This window comes from Bradyrhizobium sp. SZCCHNRI1029 (genome assembly GCF_032487555.1).
GTDB lineage: Bacteria > Pseudomonadota > Alphaproteobacteria > Rhizobiales > Xanthobacteraceae > Bradyrhizobium.
In genome coordinates, this window is record NZ_JAUEUK010000010.1 from 39,543 (window position 1) to 58,945 (window position 19,403).

Here is a 19,403-nt window from a genome sequence, read left to right on the forward strand (position 1 = left end):
TGCTCTATCGATCCCTGATCATGTCCCTGCACGATACCTGGCTCGCCTACGCCATCATCATTCCCGCCACCGCTGGCGTCATCATCCGCCCCTTCCGGCTGCCCGAGGCCGTGTGGGCCGTCGCCGGCGCGATCCTGCTGGTCGCGCTCGGCCTGCTGCCTGTCGCTGAAGCGCTCACCGGCATCCGCAAGGGCGTCGACGTCTATCTGTTCCTGATCGGCATGATGCTGATTGCCGAGCTGGCGCGCCGCGAGGGCCTGTTCGACTATCTGGCGGCCTATGCGGTGGAGCATGCGCGCGGCTCGCCGCAGCTCCTGTTCCTGCTGGTCTATGCGGTCGGCACCCTGGTCACCGTGCTGCTCTCCAACGATGCGACCGCGATCGTGCTGACGCCGGCCGTCTATGCCGCCACCCGCGCCGCCGGCGCCTCGCCGCTGCCCTATCTGTACGTCTGCGCCTTCATCGCCAATGCCGCGAGCTTCGTGCTGCCGATCTCCAATCCGGCCAATCTGGTCGTGTTCGGCGAACGCATGCCGCATCTCACCGAATGGCTGCGCCAGTTCACCCTGCCCTCGATGGTCGCGATCGCCCTGACCTATGTCGCGCTGTGGCTGACCCAGCGCCGCGCGCTCCGTGAGGAAACGCTGCGCACCGATGTCGAGAAACCGCACCTGAGCCGCGAGGGCCGGCTCGCCGCGTTCGGGATCGGCGCCATCGCAGCGGTGCTTCTGACTGCCTCGGCGCTCGACGTGCAACTCGGCCTGCCGACCTTCGTCTGTGGCGTCGTCACGGCGACCGCGATCCTGCTGGTCAGCCGGCAATCGCCTTGGCCGGTGATCCGCGGCATCTCATGGGGTGTGCTGCCACTGGTCGGCGGCCTGTTCGTGATGGTGGAGGGTCTAAGCCGCGCCGGCGCGATCGGACAGCTCAGCGCCTGGTTGCACCAGGGCGTGACGTCGTCGCCGCACGGCACGGCGTGGGCCGCGGGCCTGATCACCGCAGTGGCCGACAACATCGCCAACAACCTGCCGGTCGGCTTGGTTGCGGGCTCCGTCGCCGCCAGCGACCACCTGCCGCATGAGGTCATCCGGGCCATCCTGATCGGGGTCGATCTCGGCCCGAACATCTCGGTCACAGGCTCGCTTGCCACCATCCTTTGGCTGACGGCGTTGCGGCGCGAGAAGATCGAGGTGACCGCCTGGCAGTTTCTCAAGATCGGACTCGTCGCAACGCCGCCGGCGCTGATCGCGGCGCTGGCGGCAGCGATCTGACATCGATTGATTCGCGATGGGCACGTTGATGAGTGTGGGAGCCCCTACCGCTCCAGGGCTCCGTTGAAGAAGTCGACGAGCCCGAATGGCGCGCTGTCGCCGAGGCAGAGTTTGAGGATCATGTGCGCGCCCGCGGCCGCCGATTCGCTGCGCGGGAATAACGCCTCTTCGTAGACGGTGAGTGCCGCTTCGATGTCGCCGGGGTGGGCGGCAATTGCCTTGCCGAGCTCGGCGCCGTCGAACATCGCCAGGTTCGCGCCCTCGCCCGCCGGCGGCGCCAGGTGCGCGGCATCACCGAGAAGCGTCACTCCGGGCACACGGTCCCATCGATGATCGTTCGGAAGCGTGTGGATCATACGCGGGACCGGCGGGGTTTCGCCGTCGGTGATCAGCGCGGTGAGCGCGGGCGCCCATCCGTCGAACTCGGCCGCGATCCGGGCGGTCGCAGCGGCAGCGTCCGTGAAGTCGATGCCCGCGATCCACGCGGCGGAGCGGTTCAGCGCGACGTAGGCGTGAAGAACGCTTCGCGTCTCACGGTGGGCGAAGATCCCCTGTCCCGGAGCGAGCGCGAACAATGCGCCGCCGCCGACCGCCTCGGCCGCCGCGGTGTGCCGCTCGTCGGCGTCATGCAGGTAGGTCTCAATGAACGTCGTGCCGACATATTCCGGCTTGGCGGCCGACAACAGCGGCCGAACCTTCGACCAGGCGCCGTCGGCGCCGACCAGGAGGCTCGTGACCACGCTCGACCCGTCCGCGAATCTCAGTTCATGCCTGTGGTCGCCGAGGCGCACGACGCCGGTCAGCTTCTTGCCCCACTGGATCGTCTCAGCTGGCAAGGACTCGAGAAGAATCCGCCGCAGATCACCCCGCAACACCTCAGGGCGTCGACCGTCATCGGCCTGTGCGAGCAGCACCGTGCCATGCGGGTCGAGCACGCGCGAAGCCGCGCCACCGTCATGGATGATCGCACGGAACGCGTCGATGAGGCCGGCGTCTGCGAGGGCACGTTGTCCGTCGTGCTCGTGAATATCGAGCTGGCCGCCTTGCGTCCGAGCTTCCGCGGACGGCTCCGCCTCATAGATCGTCGCCGGGACGCCGTGGACATGGAGGACGCGTGCGAGCGTGAGGCCACCGAGGCCCGCACCGACGATCGTGACGGGTGTCGTCATCATCTGCCTTTCAACCGGCCTGGAACACCGTTCCATGAAAGTTGATTGGAACAACGTTCCAATCATGTCAAGATGATGGTCATGGCGACCAGATCAATACGGACGGAACGGCGCGCGGACGCGCTCTCGAAGGAGAAGATCGTCGAGGCGGCGATCGAGATCCTGGACGCCGGCGGCGAAAGCGCTCTGACCTTCCGCGCGCTCGCGGCTCGGCTGGCAACCGGGAGCGGGGCGATCTACTGGCACGTCGCCAACAAGAGCGACTTGCTCGCAGCGGCCACCGATGACGTCATTGCCCGCGTCATGACCGGTGTCGGCGGCGATGCCGAGCCGCGACAGGCAATCCGTGCCGTTGCGCTCGGGGTGTTCGATGCGATCGACGCCCACCCGTGGGTCGGCGCCCAGCTTTTCCGTGAACCGTGGCGGCCCGCGATGCTGCAGATCGTCGAAAGCGTCGGCGGACGGCTCCAGACGCTCGGTGTCCCCGAAAGAGCCCTGTTCGATGCCGCGTCTGCGCTCGTGAACTACATCCTCGGCGTGGCCGGGCAGAACGCCGCGAACGCCCGCCTGCTGCCGCGCGAGACAGACCGCGCGGCGTTCCTCGGATCGGTCGCCGCGCAATGGGCGCAGCTCGATTCCGCGGAGTACCCGTTCGCCCATCGCGTGGCGACGGACCTGCGCGAGCACGACGACCGCGAGCAGTTTCTTGCCGGCATCGACCTCATCCTGGCCGGGATCGGGACCATCCGATAGGCAGCGACCGACCTGCAGCCCCTGCTTCGTCAGAACGCAGGGAAAGACGCAACCGGCGGGAGAAGATCGAGGTCGGCACCTTGGCAGGCTCCAACCAGCCACCAACGGTGCGACTCGTGACGACGCCGCCGGCGCTGGTGGCACGCTGGCGGCGGCGTTGGGGTCACGATCGACCTGACGATCAGGCCGCAGCTTCGTAGTTGACCGCGGTCTCAGCGATCTTGGTCAGCGTCTCGTCGGTCTTCCGCTCTTCATTCAGCGTCTGGTCGAGCAGCTTGGCGGCTTTCGGCAGGTTGAGCTTGAGGGCCCAGGCCTTCAGGGTGCCATAGCGCGACATCTCGTAGTGCTCGACCGCCTGCGCTGCAGCAAGAAGGCCGGCGTCGAGCGCCTGGGTCCCCTTGTACTCGTCCATGATCTCCTTGCCCTCGTCGATGATGCCCTCGATCGCATCGCACTTCTTGCCGCGGGCGGGCTTGCCGATCAGCTCGAAAATCTGCTCGAGCCGCTCGATCTGGCCTTCGGTCTCCTCCTGGTGCTTCTCGAACGCCGCCGCCAGCTTCTCCGACTGCGCCGCCTTGGCCATTTTCGGCAGCGTCTTCAGGATCTGCTTCTCGGCGTAGTAGATGTCCTTGAGGGTATCGAGGAAGAGCTCGTTGAGGTCTTTGTCGGCAGGCATGGTGTGCTCCTGTTGATTGTGAGCCGACAACCAGAAAGCCATACCCTAGTTCCTGCCACCGACGAGCCCGCCGCAAGAAAATCCTGCCCGGAGCGCTGTCGGCGGCCTCCGAGCCTCTTGTAACAAAACTGTCACCCGGCAAAACTAAAGCTCTTCCCTGCGGCGAGACGCCGCGATTCCGCCGATTGCCTTCAGGAGTTTTCAATGCGCCGCCCGCTCGTGCTGCTGTGCGCCGGACTGACCTTGCTGTCGTCCGGAGCCGCATTTGCGCAGAATGCCACCCCCCATAATCTCATCCTGTTCATTCCCGACGGCCTGCGTGCGCTCAAGGTGACGCCGGAGACCGCCCCGGCCATGGCCGCCGTCCGCGACAAGGGCGTCAACTTCAAGAATTCGCACTCGCTGTTTCCGACCTTCACGATGGCCAACGGCTCGGCCATGGCGACCGGCCACTATCTCGGCGACACCGGCACATTCTCGAACACGATCTTCACGGGCTACACCTCGGCGCCGGCCGGCGATACCGTCGTGCCCTTCATCGAGAACGACGCCGTGCTCGGCGACATCGACGAGCATTTCAACGGCGACTACCTCAACGAGGACACGATCCTGAAGCTTGCCCGCAAGGCCGGTTATTCGACCGCCGCGATCGGCAAGCTCGGCCCGACCTATCTGTTCGACCACACCGGCTGCCCTTGCAAGCCCGGCGCGACCTCCTCGATCGTGATCGACGACTCCACCGGCAACAAGAATGGCGTGCCGGTGACCGACGAGGTCAAGGACGCCATGACCAAGGCCGGCCTGCCGCTGGCGACGCCGTCGCGCGGCGACAACGGAAAGGCGGGCGACGCCAAGACGCCGGGCACGACCTCGGCCAACGTCGCGCAGCAGGCCTACATGGTCGACGTCGCCACCAAGGCGGTACTGCCGATGTTCAAGGCCCGCAACAAGCCGTTCGTTCTGGTGTTCTGGTCGCGCGACCCGGACGGCAGCCAGCACAATCACGGCGACAGCCTCAACACCATCACGCCGGGCATCAATGGCCCGACCTCGATGGCCGGCATCAGGAATGCCGACGACAATCTGGCGGCGCTGCGCAAGGCGCTCGACGATCTCGGGCTCGCCGCCTCGACCAACATCATGGTCCAGGCCGACCACGGCTTCTCGACCATCTCCAAGGAGAGCAAGACCTCGCCATCGGCCAAGGTCAGCTACGACGACACGCCGAAGGATTTCCTGCCGATGGGCTTCCTGGCGATCGACCTCGCCAAGGCGCTCGACCTGCCGCTGTTCGATCCCAACGACAAGAACGCGGCGGTGCCCGACGGCAAGCACCCGAAGGCCGGCAACGGCGTGCTCGGCAAGGATCCTGCCAAGCCAGACCTCGTCGTCGCCACCAATGGCGGCTCCGACCTGATCTATCTGCCCAACAACGACAGGAAGCTCGCCCGCCGCACCGTCAAGGCGCTGCTGGCGCAGGACTACGTCTCCGGCATCTTCGTCGACGACAAGCTCGGCGAGATTCCCGGCACGCTGCCGCTGTCGCGGATCAACCTGCAGGGCAAGGCGGTGACGCCGCACCCGGCGATCGTGGTCAATTTCCGCTCCTACGTCGCGCCGGACTGCGACCAGCCGTCCAACTGCCAGGTCGAGGTCGCCGACACCGTGCTGCGCCAGGGCCAGGGCATGCATGGCTCGTTCGGCCGCGGCGACACCTACAACTTCATGGCGGCCATCGGACCCGACTTCAAGGCCGGCTTCGTCGATCCCCTGCCCGTCAGCAATGCCGATGTCGGCATCACCGCGGCCAGGCTGCTCGACCTCAAGGTCGCGCCGAAGGGCAAGCTGATCGGCCGCATCATGACCGAGGCGATGCCGAACGGCACAACGCCCAAGGCGACGTCGGACGTCATCAAGTCGGACCCGGCCGCCGGCGGCCTGCGCACCGTGCTGAAGCTGCAGCGCGTCGGCACCCAGCGCTATTTCGACGTCGCCGGCTTCCCCGGCCGCACCGTGGGCCTGGACAAGGAAGCGCCGAAGCAGAAGGCGGTGATGAGGTAGTCAGACAACGCGAATACATTCCTCCCCGGGCGAGCGGAAGCAAACCCGGGGACGTCGTCCCGCATACTGTTTCGCCTTGCGAGCCACTACTTTCTCCACGTCATTGCGAGCGCAGTGTTCAGCCCGGGGACATAGCTGACGGGTGTTCGGGGAGATGGTTGACACTTCAAAATCGGCTCGATTCGTCAAGCAGAGGGGCGAGCGATGCCGTGGCGAGAGGTGTCTGTCATGGACCAGCGACGAGAGTTTGTGATGCTTGCCAAGCAGGAAGGGGCGAACCGGCGGGAGCTGTGTCGGCGGTTCGGCATCAGCCCTCAGACGGGCTACAAATGGATCCAGCGGCATGACGCTGGGGACACGGCGCTGGCGGATCGGTCGCGGCGGCCTCATCGAAGTCCGGAGCGCACCGCGGCTGCGACCGAGCAGCAGATTGTCGCATTGCGCGATGCTCACCCGGCCTGGGGCGCGCGCAAGCTCGCACGGTGTCTTGAGCGTGATGGTCAAGCTGTCCCGGCGATATCCACCGTGCACACCATCCTGCGCCGCTACGATCGAGTGGTCGAGCCTGCAGGCGCGCCCGGACAGCCCTACACGCGGTTCGAGAAGGATGCGCCCAATCAGCTGTGGCAGATGGACTTCAAGGGGCACAGTGCGCTGGAGAACGGTGTGTCCTGTCATCCGCTGACAGCGTTGGACGATCACTCCCGCTTCTCGTTGTGCCTGGCGGCTTGTGACAACGAGCGCGGCTCTACGGTCAAAGGACATTTGGAGACGACGTTCCGCCGTTATGGACTGCCGGATGCGATGTTCGTCGACAATGGTGGCCCCTGGGGATTTACCCTCGAAGACCCCTGGACCGCGTTGACGGTCTGGCTTCTGAAGCTCGGCGTTCGAACGATCCACAGCCGGCCCTACCATCCTCAGAGCCGCGGCAAGAACGAACGCTTCCACCGTAGTCTGAAGGCCGAGGTGTTTGCCTTCAGGCGCTACCGTGATCTTCCCGATGTCCAGCGGGCACTCGACGGATGGCGCTCTGTCTACAATCTCGACCGGCCGCACGAGGCCTTGAACTTCGACGTGCCGGCAAGCCGCTATCAACCGAGCCAATGTGCGATGCCCGACCGGCTTCCGATCGTCGAATACGACGAGGGTGAGAGCATCCGTTCCGTGTCGAGCACGAAGGCCTACGTCAGTTTCGAGGGGCGGCTCTGGAAAGTCCCGCAAGCCTTCCGAGGTGAGCGGCTGGCTATCCGGCCACTCAGTGCCGACGGAAAGTTCGGAATTTTCTTTGCCGCACATCAGATCGCAGCGATTGATCTGCGCGACCCCAAAACTGTCAACTATGTCCCCGAACAGGTGTAATCTATGTCTCCGGGCTGAACAGCAGCGAAGCAATCCAGAGTCCCGCCCACCACTCTGGATTGCTTCGCTGCGCTCGCAATGACGCGTGGAAACATCCCGCTGCTTCACGACCACCTCATCGCGCGACATCGAGCGTCACCTTGACCTCGATCGTCTTGCCGCCGCGGAGCACGCGCAGCACCACCCGATCGCCTGGGTTCTTGTTCTCCAGCGCGCGCGTCATGTCCTCAGGCGACTCCACCGCCTGCCCATCGATCGCCAGCACGACGTCGCCGAGCGCAAAGCCGCCGTCGCGGGTCAGCCGCGCCGGGACCAGCCCGGCCTTGTCGGCCGCGGAATCCTGTTCGACGTCGAGCACGAACACGCCGGACAGGCCGAGACGCGTAGACAGCGCCTCGTTGGCCTTCGGATCGGTGCGGATGCCCAGGCTCGGCGTGACGTAGCGGCCGCTGGCGATCAGGCGCGGCACGATGCGGTTGACCTTGTCGACGGGCACCGCGAAGCCGATGCCGGCGGAGGCGCCCGAGGGGCTGTAGATCGCGGTGTTGACGCCGATCAGCCGCCCCGCGCTGTCGAGCAGCGGCCCGCCGGAATTGCCGGGATTGATCGCGGCATCGGTCTGGATCAGTCCATTCAAGACCCGGTCCTGTGTGACCTGCAGGTTGCGATTGAGCGCCGAGACGATGCCTGTGGTCAGCGTGCTGCTGAGTCCGAAGGGATTGCCGATCGCGAACACCTTCTGCCCGACCTTGAGGTCGGCGCTGGTGCCGATCGGCAGCGGCTTAGGCCGGTCGACGCCGACGCCGATCACCAGCACCGCCAGATCGTTCTCCGGACTGGCGCCGACCAGCGCTGCGCGGAACGAGCGTCCATCGGTCAGGCTGACCAGCGCCTCGGTGGCGCCCTCGATGACGTGATAGTTGGTGACGACGTGACCGAGGTCGTCCCACACGAAACCCGAGCCGGTGCCGGAGCGCTCCTGCTGCGCGTTGCCGGTCCACGGGTTGACCGATTGTTGAACGGTCGTGATGAACACGACCGAGCCGCTGCGGCTCTCGAACAGTGCGATCGTACTCTTCTCGTCGGCGGCGAGATCGCCGCGCGGCGTGATCTCGCGCGGCTTGGCGCGGAGGCCGAGCAGCTCGGCCTGGATCAGCGGAAAGGTCTGCCAGGCCATCATGAGCAGCAGCGCCGTCGCCGCCACCGCGAACAGACGCGCGGCGAAACTCCATCGGCTCATCTTCGACATCTCCGTGTTCGGTCGCATCACCGCCGATTGATTCACCGGCCGGGCGGCGCCATCAAGAGCCGTGATGCGACCGCCGCCGGTCAAAACGAAAAGAGCGCGATGATGTCATCGCGCTCCTCGAACTCGGTCTCGTGGATGAGGCGTGCTGCGCTTACATCCCGATGTCGATCATCGACGGCAGTTGCGCCAGCGGCAGCACGGTGACGCCGACGAGCGTCGCGACCATGGCTCTCAGGACGCGGTTGCCCTGGCGCTTGCCGCGCATCTGCTTGGCGACCCATTCCAGCACGTCGGTGCGGACGCCGCGCGCATTGGCCGGCGCCCAGCTCGCGATGTCGGTCTCGGCGGCCAGCGCGACGCTGCGCGGCGGCACCGGCAGGCCGGATGCGGAGGCGGTGTGATGCGCAATCGCCTTGGCGAGCAGGTCCTCGAACCGGCCGTTATCGTTGCGTTCGGTCGCGGCCTGGTCGATCGCGAACAGGGCCTCGGCTTCGGCACGGCTCACCGGGGCATCGTTCACCGCAGCGGCGGTGAGGATGCGCACGCACCAGGCCGCGTCATCGGCATCGAGCACCCGGGAGAAATGCACGCGTCCCGCGGTGGTCGGACCCTCACCGGTGATCACGCCGTCGCGCACGATGCCGAGCGCGAAAGCAGCGGTCTCACAGGAGGACGGTTCGAGACCATCGATGCCGATGGTTTTTGGTGCAGAGGTAGCCATGTTCTCTTCTCAGTTGCTGTGTTGACCCACCTTGTCGGCGCGCGTCTGAACGAGTGGTTAACGGTTCGAAACGCTGCTGTGGGTTTTTGTATCGGTTGCCGATTTGCCGCAGTGACCTCGATCACGGTTCAATGCCGAGGGGCGTCAGGGGGCGGCGTGTTGCGACCGCCAGATGGCGAAATCTGGGCAACCGGTCGTCTCACGGATGTTTCGTCGCAGCCCGGGAACTCAAAAGAAGTTGTTGGCTCCGTGAGTTCCAGAGAAATCTTTTTCTCTTTCTCGTGAGACAGTTCCCTTGAGGAGCAGTATTTCCTATAGTGTTTAGAAGAATTTATTTCCGCCACTGCAATGAATTGAGGACTGCCATGGCTCTCCAGATCGGCTCCACTGCCCCGGACTTCGAGGCGCAAACCACCGAAGGCAAGATCAAATTCCACGACTGGATCGGCGACAGCTGGGCCCTCTTGTTCTCGCATCCGAAGGATTTCACCCCGGTCTGCACCACCGAGCTCGGCGCGCTGGCGCGGCTGAAACCGGAGTTCGACAAGCGCGGCGTCAAGCTGATGGGCCTGTCGGTCGACCCGGTGGAGAACCACGCCAAGTGGTCCGAGGACATTCGCGAGACGCAGGGTGCCGCGCCGAACTACCCGATGATCGGCGACACCGACTACAACGTCTCCAAGCTCTACGACATGCTGCCGGCGGCGATCTCCGGGGATCCGTCCAAGCGCAGCGCGGCCGACAACCAGACCGTCCGCAACGTCTTCATCATCGGGCCCGACAAGAAGATCAAGCTGATCCTGGTCTACCCGATGACGACCGGGCGCAACTTCCAGGAAATTCTCCGCGTCATCGACTCGCTGCAGCTCACCTCCAAGCATCGCGTCGCCACCCCCGCCGACTGGAAGCAGGGTGAGGACGTCATCATCGCCGGCTCGGTGTCCGACGACGAGGCCAAGACGATCTATCCGAATGGCTGGAAGGCGCCGAAGCCGTATCTGCGCGTGGTGCCGCAGCCGAAGTGACGGCGGCAAACGACGTTTAACGACGTCATCCCGGGACGCCTCGCAGAGGCGGACCCGGGATCTCGATAGACTGGGCTCGAACTCTGAGCGCTTCGGGCCAACGCCACTTCAGCCCCGTGGCGTCGCCCAGTCCGCGATCAGCAGGCCGAGCGTCGCCGACACCGCAGTGACGAACACGCCCCAGCTGATGTCGACCGCCACGACCGCCCAGGTCCATTGCCTGAGCATCGCCAGCGACGTCAGCTCGAAGGTCGCGTAGCAGAACAGCCCGAACAGCGCGCCGTAGAGCAAGGTCGAGCGCCATGTCGCGTCGGCCGTCCCGCTGACGAAGATCAGCACGCCCACGACATAGAGCAGATAGAACAGCACCGCCGGCACGGGGCGGATCTCGCCCAGCATCTCGCCGACCTGCGACTGGAAGAAGCCCCTGGCGACGACGCTCAGGAACGGGATGTCGAAGCCGAGCAGCACGGCCAGTGTCGCGAAATACAGAACGGCGTACCGGCTCATGCGCGGCTCCTCCCTGGTGGCTCACCTGCCGATAACGCGGAGCGACGGCAGCCCCCCCGCCCGGGCCGGGCCGATCAGCCGCGGCGCTTGGCCTTGGCCTTCTTTCCACCCGGCGCCTTGGCCCGCGAGGGTCTGTCTGAATACGTCTGTCCGCCGTGGCTGGACTTGTCGCGATGCTGCTTTTTGTTCGCGAACGCCGGCTGTTGGCCGGGTTTCGCCGGCCCCTCGCGATGCGGCTTGCCGCGCGGCTTGGCGTCCCTGCCCCCGCGCGGCTCATCGTGCTGCAGCGGATGGTAGGCCGTCTCGTCCGCCTCGCGGCGCGGCGGCCGCTTGTCGGCGCGCGGCTTGTCCGGCGACGCCTGCCCCGAGGGCGCGCCCGCCAGCGGCTCGATCCGGATATTGTCCTCCTTGTCGGGACGGCGGATGTTCGCAGTGAAAGCGTCGGCGACGCGCGCGGCGATCTCGAACTCGGTCGTCGTGTCCTGGATCTTGATGGCGCCGATGTCGTGCTTGTCGATGCCGCCGCGGCGGCAGATCATCGGCAGCAGCCAGCGCGCTTCCGCATTCTTCCTGCGCCCGATCGCCGCCCGGAACCAGACGCTCGGCTCGCCCATGCCGTGGCGCGCCGACGGCTTTCCTGTCTTCGTTCGGGGCGCCGGCGGCCGCTCCTCGCCGCGCAGCGGCCTGGCGGTGTCGCGACCGCGATCCTCCCGCGCACGGCCGCGATCCTGGCCCGGATCGAGAATGTCCTCGGGTGACGGCAGCCGCGCGCGATAGAGCCGCGCCAATGCGGCGGCGATGTCCTCGGCCGACCGCTCCGCCAGCAGCGCCTGCGCGAGCGCCAGATCCTCCGCCGTCGTCTCCTCGGTGAACACCTGGTCGTGGAGCATGCGCTCCTGATCGAGCTTGCGGATCTCATCAGCTTGCGGCGCCGCGCCCCACGCGGCCTCGATGCCGGCGAGGTTCAGCAGCGTTTCCGCCCGCCGCCGCCGCGCCGGCGGCACCAGCAGCACGCTCACGCCCTTGCGGCCGGCGCGGCCGGTGCGGCCGGAGCGATGCTGCATCACCTCGGGATCGTTCGGCAGCTCGGCGTGGACCACGAGGTCGAGCTTGGCGAGATCGATGCCGCGTGCTGCGACGTCGGTTGCCACGCACACCCGCGCGCGCCCGTCGCGCAGCGACTGCAGCGCCGTGGTCCGCTCGTTCTGGGTCAGCTCACCCGACAGCGCGACGACGGAAAAGCCGCGTTCCAGCAACGCCGCCTGCAGATGGCGCACCTTCTCGCGGGTGTTGCAGAATACGATCGCGCTCGGCGACTCGTAGAAGCGCAGCACGTTGACGACCGCGTGCTCGACATCGTCGGCGGCGATGCGGATGGCGCGGTACTCGATGTCGGCATGCCCGCCTTCGTCGCCCTCGACCTCGATCCGGAACGCGTCGTCCTGATACTGCTTGGCCAGCGCCACGATGCCGCGCGGGAAGGTCGCCGAGAACAGCAGGGTCCGGCGCGTTTCCGGCGTGGTCTCGAGGATGAACTCGAGGTCCTCGCGAAAGCCGAGATTGAGCATCTCGTCGGCCTCGTCGAGCACCACGGCCTTCAATTCCGAGATGTCGAGACGCCCGCGCCGCAGATGGTCGCACAGCCGCCCGGGCGTGCCGACCACGATATGGGCGCCCGCCTCGAGCTCGCGCTGCTCGCGGCGCGGATCCATTCCGCCGACGCAGGAGACGACGCGCGCGCCGGCGTGCTGATAGAGCCATGCGAGCTCGCGCTGCACCTGCAAGGCAAGCTCGCGCGTCGGCGCCACGATCAGCGCCAGCGGCGCGGTCGCCCGCGCAAACCGCTCGGTCTCGCCGAGCAGGTTCTTCGCAAGCGCCAGCCCATAGGCCACGGTCTTGCCCGAGCCGGTCTGCGCCGAAACCAACAGGTCACGGTCGACGGCGTCATGTGCAAGCACGGCGAGCTGTACGGGCGTCGGAGTCTCATAATTGCGCTCGGCCAGGGCGCGGGCGAGCGGCGGATTCGTCGTGGGAAAGGACAAGTGACGGGAAACCTCGTTTCGATCCGGCTGCTTTACGCCATGCCGCGCCGGAACACGAGGGCCGTGAACGGTCAAATGCCGTCCTGCTCAGTGCGCCCAGCCCGCCCGGACGACACCGATGGTCGACGGCCGCGCGGCCGGGACGGCGAGACGCGCGGCCACTGCCGCGCCAGGTCTCGGCTACTCGTCGCTCCACGGCCAATGCCAGTGATGCCAGCCCCAGTTGCGCGGACCGCTGGCGTCCATGGCCGCCTTCTGCTTGTCATCGAGCGAGTCGTACAGCGCCTGAAACGCCGGGCGGACGATCTTGATCGCCTGCTGCATCGTGTCGAGGCGCTGTTCCGCCAGTGCGAGGCGGTCGGTCGCCTTGACCGGCGGCGTCGCCGGGCAGTCCTTCGTGATCAGCTCCGCGGCCTTGGCCGATGCCGCCTTGAGATCATCGAGCCGCGCCCGCTGCGTGTCGTTCGGCTTGATGGCGGCCTCGATCTGCGACATCCGCCATTCGGCAAATCCGGCCATGCGGGGATTGCACAGGAAGCCGAAGCCCCGACCGCCCATCATCCCCGGCCCCATCATCATGCCCGGGCCCCACCCTGGTCCGCCCGCGCCCGGCTGGGCAAAGGCCGGTGCGGCGGTGACGGTCACGATTGCGGCCGCGAAGACCAGCGCGCGTGGATCTAATCGCATGGCAGAACTCCTTGACGTGGCACCGATGAGTTTGCGCAAACTAAGCGCGCGGCGAGCTTTCGTGCTTGAGCGAGATCAACGGATCACTGCAGAGCCATGGCGAACTGAGGAGATGACAACGATACGCAGCTATCGCTGGATATGGACATCGACGGTCGCATCGGGCTGCGGGACGCTGGCGCATATCGGCCTGATGGAGCTCAAGAGCGGGCTTCACCTGTTGCCGCAGTTCGATCCCGCCACGGCGCTTCTCGACACGCTCTCGCCCCTGTTCGCCCGAGCGATGCATGATGGGGCGCCGCTGTGGTTGCTCTCGCAGCTCAACGGAGCCTTCCTGATCGGCCTGCTGTTCGGGCGCTTCTTCCACCGCCTGCCCGGCGGCAGCGGTGTCGCCAAAGGCTTCCTGCTCGGGCTTGCCGGCTGGCTGCTGCTCGGAATCGGGTTGTTTCCCGCCATCGGCCTTGGACCGTTCGCAACGTCGCTCGGCCTGGGCGCCGGCCCGGCGCTGTTTTCGCTGGCGATGGTCGAGGCGTATAGCGTCGTGCTGGGCGCCGTGTATGCGGCCCTGCAGAGACCGGATCAGAAGATCGAGCCTGGCCGCGGAGACAGCAATCACGCCTGACCGTCGCCGGGAGGTCGCCCGGCCAATTTCGAAAAGGCCGAATTCTTCTCTTTCGTTTTCTCGTAAATCGTGTATGATCCGCGTCGTCCTGCCCCATGCAGAGGGACGTACGCGTCGTCACGAACGTCGGTGCGGGATGCGGTGGCCGCGAACCATGCCGGACGCGCGTTTCGCGCAGACGACCGGCATGATCGCGGACGTGAAGTCGCAGCGTCCTGACACCCCGAAGCTGGTGTCACGTTCGCGACGGCGCTAACGCGCCGCGCGGATCATGGTGGCCAACACGCTCGGCGCACCAGGGAGACTGCGTATAAGCGTGAAGACATCGCGCAGGGAATGCCGGTTGATCGGCTTTGCCTGTGGTACCTGCCGCCTGCATTTTTTTCGCAGGCGGGCCATGGGTGAGGCCTTCACCCGGCATTCCCTGCGCCCTCTCGTTTTGCGGAGGGTAAACAGGCCGCAGAACTCGGGCTGCTCATGCCGCGGGAATGCGAGGTCATGTCTTGAGACGCTTGCGCAGATCTCTGTTGTCGTCCCGGGCACTGTTCGTGATCCTGGGCCTGACGGAGGACGGTCTCGGCTACATCGCGCGCGGGACCGCCCCCTACCTCGTCATCATGATCGGCTTCGTGCTTCTGCTCACGCTGTTTCCGGGCATCGTGACCATCCTGCCACGATTGCTCTACGGGTGAGCAGCCGTGTCAGGCCGCGCGCATGCCGTCGAGGAACTTCTGCACCTCGGCCTTCAGCCGCAGGCTCTCGCCGGACAGCGCCTGGGCCGAGGCGAACATCCGGTTGGAGCTTTCGCCGGTCTCGCCTGCCCCGCGCGCCGCGCTGCGGATGTTCTCGACGACCTCTGCGGTGCCGGTTGCGGCCGAGCGGACGCTCTGGGTGATGTTCTGCGTAGCGGCGCGCTGCTGTTCGACGGCGGCGGAGATCGAGGCGGCGATCCCGTTGATGCGCTCGATGGTCGAGCCGATCGCCTTGATGGCGTCGACCGATTCCTGGGTCACGGTCTGCATGTTGGCGATCTGGCTGGAGATCTCCTCCGTCGCCTTGGCAGTCTGGCCGGCCAGGGTCTTGACCTCCTGAGCGACCACCGCGAAGCCGCGGCCGGCATCACCGGCACGGGCGGCCTCGATGGTGGCGTTGAGCGCCAGCAGGTTGGTCTGCTCGGCGATCGAGGTGATCAGCTTGACGACGTCGCCGATGCGGTTGCCGGCGTCGGACAGCTCCTTGATGCGCTGGTCGGTCGCGGTCGCCTGGTTGACCGCCTCGGCGGCGATGGCGTTGGACTCCTGCACGCGACGGATGATCTCGGCGATCGAGCCGGACAGCTCGTCCGATGCAGCAGCCGCAGTGCGGACGTGCTCGGATGCGGTTTCCGACGCGCCGGCCGAGTGGCCGGACAGGTCGGCGGTGGTGCGCGCCGTCTGGGTGAGCTGGCGCGCCTCGCGCTCGAACTCGCCCGACGAGGTCAAGACGTTCTCGATGATGCCGCCGATGCTGGCCTGGAACGAATCGACGAAACGCTGCAGCTCGGCCTTGCGCTGCTCGACGGCCGCGGCGGCCGCAGCCGTCTGCTCCTCGCGCATCCGGCGCCGCTCGCTCGCGGCACTGCGGAACACGACCAGGCTGCGGGCGATCTCACCGATCTCGTCGCTGCGGTCATCGGACTTGATCGCAACGTCCTCGCGGCCCTCGGCGATGGCGGTGAGCGCATCGGTCACCGCGGCGAGAGGCTTGGTGACGCGGCGTACCGCCAGCATGGTCAAGCCGAGCACCAGCAGCGCGGCGATCGCAGCCGCGACGACCATGGTCCGCATCGCCTGCGACAGCATGGCGTCGAGCTCGGCCATGGGCACGCCGACATAGAGAATGCCGATCACCTTTCCAGCCGGATTGGTGACAGGAAAATAAGCGGTCATGAACGACTTGCCGAACAGCGTCGCGGGGCCCTTGTAGGCCTCGCCGCGGCGCAGCAGCGCCTGCGCCGGATGATCCGCGGCAAGCTGGGTGCCCACGGCGCGGTCGCCATTCTCCTTCTTCACATTGGTCGAACGGCGGACGAACTGGCCGCTGTCATCAACCACGAACAGCGTGGCGCTGCCGCCGACATAGGACACCGCGCGATCGACGATCGCGTGATCCTTGATCTCGGGAATCGCCGGAATCTCGATGCGCGTAACGACGCCGTTCTGCACGCTGACTTTCGCGTCGCCGAACGTTTCGGTGAACGTCAGCGCGAAGGTGCGCAGATTGCCTTCGATGTCGCGTTTGGCACGATCCGTGAAATCGGAGGACAGCGACCAGTACGCCGCGCCGACCACGAGAGCTGTGTTCAGAGCGATCACGACAACGGCGCCGATCAGCGCCTTGGTGCCGAGCTTCAATTTGACGGACACGAGATAAACCTTCCAGGGGAACTGCAACTGAATCTCAAACTGCCCGTAGTTGGTTTCAAAGCGGTTATTTTCCGGAGCGTAGAATACCGGAACTCTCGATAAAAACGGCAATAAGATACCCCGATCATGTCCTCCTCCCCCATCATCGTATGGTTTCGCGAGAGCCTGCGGCTGTCTGACCACCCCGCGTTGCATGAAGCAGCGAAGTCGGGCACTCGGATCGTTTGTAGTTACGTCCACGATCAGGAAAGCCCTGGGTTGCGTCCGCTCGGCGGCGCGGCGCGCTGGTGGCTCGCGCAATCGTTGCGTGCACTCGAGGCCGAACTACATGCGCTCGGCGCCGAGCTCGTGATCCGGCGCGGCTCCGCGGCCAAGGTGCTCGGCGAGCTGGCGCGCCAAACCAGGGCCAGCGCGGTGTATTGGAACGATGTCGCGCAGGCCGGCCCCCGCGCCGTGGCTGCCGGCGTCGAAGCAGCACTCGCCGAGATCGGCGTCTCTTCACGCGTGTTTCCCGATGACCTTCTGGTCGATCCGGCCGAGTTGCGCGGCAAGGATGGGCGCGGCCCGCGCGTGTTCACACCGTTCTGGAAGCGTGTGCTCGCTCTGGGTGATCCGCCGAAGCCGCTGCCGCGGCCGGCCCGGCTGTCGCACGCCCCCGGCGGCGCAAGCTTGCCGATCGGTGAGCTCGCGCTCGAGCCGCGCAAGCCCGACTGGGCCGGCGGCCTGCGAGCGTCATGGCAAGTCGGCGAGCGCGCGGCACAGGCGCGCCTCGCCAGCTTTCTCGAAACGGCCGTGCAGACCTATGCCGCCGATCGCGACCGGCCCGACATCGAGGCGACCTCCCGGCTGTCGCCGCATCTGCGCTTCGGCGAGATCAGCCCGCGCCAAGTCTGGCATGCGGCGCGATTTGCCGCCGCCGAGCGTCCAGCTTCCGCCGCCGGCATCGACAAGTTCCTGAGTGAGCTCGGCTGGCGCGAGTTCAGCCGCCACCTGCTCTACAACAATCCCGACCTCGCGACCCGCAATCTGCAGCCGGCCTTCGATGCCTTTCCCTGGGCCCAGGATCATTCAGCGCTGCAGGCCTGGCAGCGCGGGCGAACCGGTTATCCGATCGTTGATGCCGGGATGCGCGAGCTCTGGCATACCGGGAGCATGCACAACCGCGTCCGTATGGTGGTCGCCTCGCTGCTCGTGAAGCACCTTCTGATCGACTGGCGGCTCGGCGAACAGTGGTTCTGGGACACGCTGGTCGACGCCGACCCGGGCAGCAATCCGGCAAGTTGGCAATGGGTTGCGGGATCGGGCGCCGACGCCGCGCCCTACTTCCGCGTCTTCAATCCCGTGCTGCAGGGCGAAAAATTCGATTCTCGCGGGACCTATGTCCGCCGCTGGGTGCCGGAGCTGGCGCGCCTGCCGGCCACGCTGATCCACCAGCCCTGGGCGGCGAAGCCGCTCGAGCTCGCCGAGGCCGGGGTTGAACTCGGCCGCACCTACCCGGCGCCGATCGTGGATCACAAGCCCGGGCGGGAGCGCGCGCTGGCAGCCTACGCGAGCTTGCGCACAAGTGATTAGTTGGGGTGCGCTTTGACAGCACAGAGAATCCAGCTATCGTCGCAGGGTTTCCAACAAATCGGGGGACCCGATATGGACGACACTCCACTCTCTGATCCGACCGTGACCGAGACCAGCATGCCCTCCGAGGCGCCGAAGGATCCGGTGATCACGACGGCGCCTAAGGCCCGACGAGCGGCCAAGAAGACCGCGAAGAAGACCTCCAAGAAGGCTGCACCCAAGCGGGCCGCCGCCAAGGCCAAGAAGGTCGCGACCAAGAAGTCCGCCAAGAAGACCGTGAAGAAGGCGGCCAAGAAAGCTGCGAAGAAGACGGCCAAGAAGGCCACCAAGAAAGCGGCCAAGAAGACGAAGAAGGCCAAGCGCTGATTCTGCCTGGCTCGGGACCGAAGGCGACTCGTCACCTTCGCTGATGGTCTTGGCGAAACAATCCAGTGCCCGGTAGTGGGGACGATCTGGCGCTGGATTGTTTCGTTTGTCGCCGTGCGGTTGGGAGCCGGGACCTGGCATCCGCGGCGCTACGCAGCGACCGGTGATGCCGCGCGGACGCCGGACTGGCTTGCGATCGGATTGCCGGCAGAGGTCTGCTGGGACAGAGATTCAGTGCGGGCGGTGCCGTCACCAGACGTCGGGACAGGGGTCGACGATCTTCCAGAGCTCGATGCCGTTCTTGATCCGCTTCATCTCGGTGGTGAGCCCGCCGTTGCGCCGGATCCAGTCCTTCACCGAATCGGGGTAATAGGACATCAGCTCGGACGTCCCCTCCACGCTGGTGACCTTGATGCCGAACGTGAATGCCTTGTCGTAATAGGCCTGGTGGAAGCCGAGGCTGGCCCTCGGCGTGACGCAGATCCTGTTGAGCGGCACGAAGCCGAAGACGAGCGTGCAGGCGGAATTGCAGATGCCGTCGATGATGACGCGCTGACGCGTTTCCCTGACGTGCCTGTACTTGGCCTTGTACTCTTCGATGTAGCCACCATGGTCACGCGTAATGTGCAAATCCGCACGCGCCGGGCTAGCGGCGACCAGCAGGAGCACGACGCTTGGGATCAGGCGATTCATGGATCGGACGGCAAACCCGGTCTTTTCTGGCGCTGTCGCGACAACGCCTCGGGCCCAATGCACGACGGCACTTGCCGGACCTTGTCATGATCTTCTTAAGCACGCGGAAAAGGCCAAAATTTTGACGGGTTATCGCCTTTTGCGCACCCTTTCCGCCACTTCCGCGTTAGGCTATCAGCCAGACGGCCGGCCTTGACGTCGTTTTCCGGAGAAGAAAAG

General features: G+C 66.1%; 17 protein-coding genes and 1 pseudogene. 9 read left to right on the forward strand and 9 right to left on the reverse strand.

Features of this window, described 5'->3' with window-relative positions; translation table 11 throughout:
• Positions 1 to 20: 20 nt before the first annotated feature.
• Positions 21 to 1,271 carry an arsenic transporter gene (locus QW861_RS26170; protein ID WP_316193670.1) on the forward strand — a complete coding sequence of 417 codons (1,251 nt, stop codon included), beginning with the start codon at positions 21 to 23 and terminating at the stop codon, positions 1,269 to 1,271.
• A gap of 44 nt (positions 1,272 to 1,315) precedes the next feature.
• Here the strand turns inward: QW861_RS26170 and QW861_RS26175 are convergent, their stop codons facing one another.
• A complete protein-coding gene (locus QW861_RS26175; protein WP_316193707.1) occupies positions 1,316 to 2,440 on the reverse strand; it encodes an NAD(P)/FAD-dependent oxidoreductase in 1,125 nt (374 codons plus the stop codon).
• 81 nt (positions 2,441 to 2,521) lie between these two features.
• On the opposite strand from QW861_RS26175, the gene QW861_RS26180 reads away from it, so the two are divergent.
• Entirely contained in the window at positions 2,522 to 3,193 is a 672-nt protein-coding gene (locus QW861_RS26180; protein ID WP_315754786.1) for a TetR/AcrR family transcriptional regulator, read from the forward strand.
• A gap of 181 nt (positions 3,194 to 3,374) precedes the next feature.
• On the opposite strand, the gene QW861_RS26185 is transcribed toward QW861_RS26180, so the two are convergent.
• Positions 3,375 to 3,869 carry a ferritin-like domain-containing protein gene (locus QW861_RS26185; protein ID WP_315776574.1) on the reverse strand — a complete coding sequence of 165 codons (495 nt, stop codon included), beginning with the start codon at positions 3,867 to 3,869 and terminating at the stop codon, positions 3,375 to 3,377.
• A 204-nt stretch (positions 3,870 to 4,073) separates the two neighbouring features.
• Between QW861_RS26185 and QW861_RS26190 the strand changes: the two genes are divergently transcribed.
• Positions 4,074 to 5,930 (forward strand): alkaline phosphatase family protein, encoded by a 1,857-nt coding sequence (locus QW861_RS26190; protein WP_316193671.1) that lies wholly within the window; start codon positions 4,074 to 4,076, stop codon positions 5,928 to 5,930.
• Between the two features lie 204 nt (positions 5,931 to 6,134).
• Positions 6,135 to 7,292, forward strand: coding sequence for an IS481 family transposase (locus QW861_RS26195; protein ID WP_316193672.1), 1,158 nt, complete (start codon positions 6,135 to 6,137; stop codon positions 7,290 to 7,292).
• Positions 7,293 to 7,407: 115 nt separating this feature from the next.
• On the opposite strand, the gene QW861_RS26200 is transcribed toward QW861_RS26195, so the two are convergent.
• Positions 7,408 to 8,532 carry a S1C family serine protease gene (locus QW861_RS26200; protein ID WP_315717696.1) on the reverse strand — a complete coding sequence of 375 codons (1,125 nt, stop codon included), beginning with the start codon at positions 8,530 to 8,532 and terminating at the stop codon, positions 7,408 to 7,410.
• Between the two features lie 160 nt (positions 8,533 to 8,692).
• On the reverse strand, positions 8,693 to 9,262 hold the full coding sequence (locus QW861_RS26205; protein WP_316193673.1) for a hypothetical protein: 570 nt from the start codon (positions 9,260 to 9,262) through the stop codon (positions 8,693 to 8,695).
• A gap of 365 nt (positions 9,263 to 9,627) precedes the next feature.
• Here QW861_RS26205 and QW861_RS26210 point away from each other — a divergent pair, with 365 nt between their 5' ends.
• A complete protein-coding gene (locus tag QW861_RS26210) occupies positions 9,628 to 10,287 on the forward strand; it encodes a peroxiredoxin (RefSeq protein ID WP_315717694.1) in 660 nt (219 codons plus the stop codon).
• A gap of 108 nt (positions 10,288 to 10,395) precedes the next feature.
• Here the strand turns inward: QW861_RS26210 and QW861_RS26215 are convergent, their stop codons facing one another.
• The 3 genes from QW861_RS26215 to QW861_RS26225 all read right to left on the reverse strand — a co-directional run bounded on the left by QW861_RS26215 (position 10,396) and on the right by QW861_RS26225 (position 13,526).
• Complete coding sequence (locus QW861_RS26215; protein WP_315754795.1) at positions 10,396 to 10,797, reverse strand: DUF2177 family protein; 402 nt, start codon at positions 10,795 to 10,797, stop codon at positions 10,396 to 10,398.
• A 74-nt stretch (positions 10,798 to 10,871) separates the two neighbouring features.
• Positions 10,872 to 12,839 carry a DEAD/DEAH box helicase gene (locus QW861_RS26220; protein WP_315754796.1) on the reverse strand — a complete coding sequence of 656 codons (1,968 nt, stop codon included), beginning with the start codon at positions 12,837 to 12,839 and terminating at the stop codon, positions 10,872 to 10,874.
• A gap of 180 nt (positions 12,840 to 13,019) precedes the next feature.
• Positions 13,020 to 13,526: a Spy/CpxP family protein refolding chaperone gene (locus QW861_RS26225; protein WP_315754798.1), complete on the reverse strand. Its 507-nt coding sequence runs from the start codon at positions 13,524 to 13,526 to the stop codon at positions 13,020 to 13,022.
• On the opposite strand from QW861_RS26225, the gene QW861_RS26230 reads away from it, so the two are divergent.
• Together QW861_RS26230 and QW861_RS26235 are read left to right on the forward strand one after the other, a co-directional pair.
• The gene (locus tag QW861_RS26230) at positions 13,525 to 14,148 is read left to right on the forward strand and encodes a hypothetical protein (protein WP_316193674.1); all 624 of its coding nucleotides are present in this window, start codon (positions 13,525 to 13,527) and stop codon (positions 14,146 to 14,148) included. The two genes, QW861_RS26225 and QW861_RS26230, sit on opposite strands and share 2 nt — an antisense overlap.
• A gap of 542 nt (positions 14,149 to 14,690) precedes the next feature.
• Positions 14,691 to 14,840: pseudogene (locus QW861_RS26235) on the forward strand (C4-dicarboxylate ABC transporter permease); the annotation flags it as partial.
• A gap of 9 nt (positions 14,841 to 14,849) precedes the next feature.
• Here QW861_RS26235 and QW861_RS26240 read toward each other — a convergent pair.
• Positions 14,850 to 16,553 (reverse strand): methyl-accepting chemotaxis protein, encoded by a 1,704-nt coding sequence (locus QW861_RS26240; protein ID WP_315717688.1) that lies wholly within the window; start codon positions 16,551 to 16,553, stop codon positions 14,850 to 14,852.
• A gap of 126 nt (positions 16,554 to 16,679) precedes the next feature.
• Between QW861_RS26240 and QW861_RS26245 the strand changes: the two genes are divergently transcribed.
• A complete protein-coding gene (locus tag QW861_RS26245) occupies positions 16,680 to 18,125 on the forward strand; it encodes a deoxyribodipyrimidine photo-lyase (RefSeq protein WP_315754802.1) in 1,446 nt (481 codons plus the stop codon).
• A gap of 72 nt (positions 18,126 to 18,197) precedes the next feature.
• A complete protein-coding gene (locus QW861_RS26250) occupies positions 18,198 to 18,491 on the forward strand; it encodes a histone (protein WP_315754804.1) in 294 nt (97 codons plus the stop codon).
• Positions 18,492 to 18,740: 249 nt separating this feature from the next.
• Here QW861_RS26250 and QW861_RS26255 read toward each other — a convergent pair whose 3' ends face one another.
• Positions 18,741 to 19,184: a hypothetical protein gene (locus QW861_RS26255; protein ID WP_316165043.1), complete on the reverse strand. Its 444-nt coding sequence runs from the start codon at positions 19,182 to 19,184 to the stop codon at positions 18,741 to 18,743.
• Positions 19,185 to 19,403 lie beyond the last annotated feature (219 nt).

Bases quoted from the DNA above. Each gene is read 5' to 3' on its own strand.
- QW861_RS26255 (WP_316165043.1), bottom strand. From the start codon at position 19,184: ATGAATCGCCTGATCCCAAGCGTCGTGCTCCTGCTGGTCGCCGCTAGC.
- QW861_RS26250 (WP_315754804.1), top strand. From the start codon at position 18,198: ATGGACGACACTCCACTCTCTGATCCGACCGTGACCGAGACCAGCATG.
- QW861_RS26175 (WP_316193707.1), bottom strand. From the start codon at position 2,440: ATGACGACACCCGTCACGATCGTCGGTGCGGGCCTCGGTGGCCTCACG.
- QW861_RS26200 (WP_315717696.1), bottom strand. From the start codon at position 8,532: ATGAGCCGATGGAGTTTCGCCGCGCGTCTGTTCGCGGTGGCGGCGACG.
- QW861_RS26210 (WP_315717694.1), top strand. From the start codon at position 9,628: ATGGCTCTCCAGATCGGCTCCACTGCCCCGGACTTCGAGGCGCAAACC.
- QW861_RS26225 (WP_315754798.1), bottom strand. From the start codon at position 13,526: ATGCGATTAGATCCACGCGCGCTGGTCTTCGCGGCCGCAATCGTGACC.
- QW861_RS26230 (WP_316193674.1), top strand. From the start codon at position 13,525: ATGGCAGAACTCCTTGACGTGGCACCGATGAGTTTGCGCAAACTAAGC.
- QW861_RS26215 (WP_315754795.1), bottom strand. From the start codon at position 10,797: ATGAGCCGGTACGCCGTTCTGTATTTCGCGACACTGGCCGTGCTGCTC.
- QW861_RS26185 (WP_315776574.1), bottom strand. From the start codon at position 3,869: ATGCCTGCCGACAAAGACCTCAACGAGCTCTTCCTCGATACCCTCAAG.
- QW861_RS26205 (WP_316193673.1), bottom strand. From the start codon at position 9,262: ATGGCTACCTCTGCACCAAAAACCATCGGCATCGATGGTCTCGAACCG.
- QW861_RS26245 (WP_315754802.1), top strand. From the start codon at position 16,680: ATGTCCTCCTCCCCCATCATCGTATGGTTTCGCGAGAGCCTGCGGCTG.
- QW861_RS26180 (WP_315754786.1), top strand. From the start codon at position 2,522: ATGGCGACCAGATCAATACGGACGGAACGGCGCGCGGACGCGCTCTCG.
- QW861_RS26190 (WP_316193671.1), top strand. From the start codon at position 4,074: ATGCGCCGCCCGCTCGTGCTGCTGTGCGCCGGACTGACCTTGCTGTCG.
- QW861_RS26170 (WP_316193670.1), top strand. From the start codon at position 21: ATGTCCCTGCACGATACCTGGCTCGCCTACGCCATCATCATTCCCGCC.
- QW861_RS26195 (WP_316193672.1), top strand. From the start codon at position 6,135: ATGCCGTGGCGAGAGGTGTCTGTCATGGACCAGCGACGAGAGTTTGTG.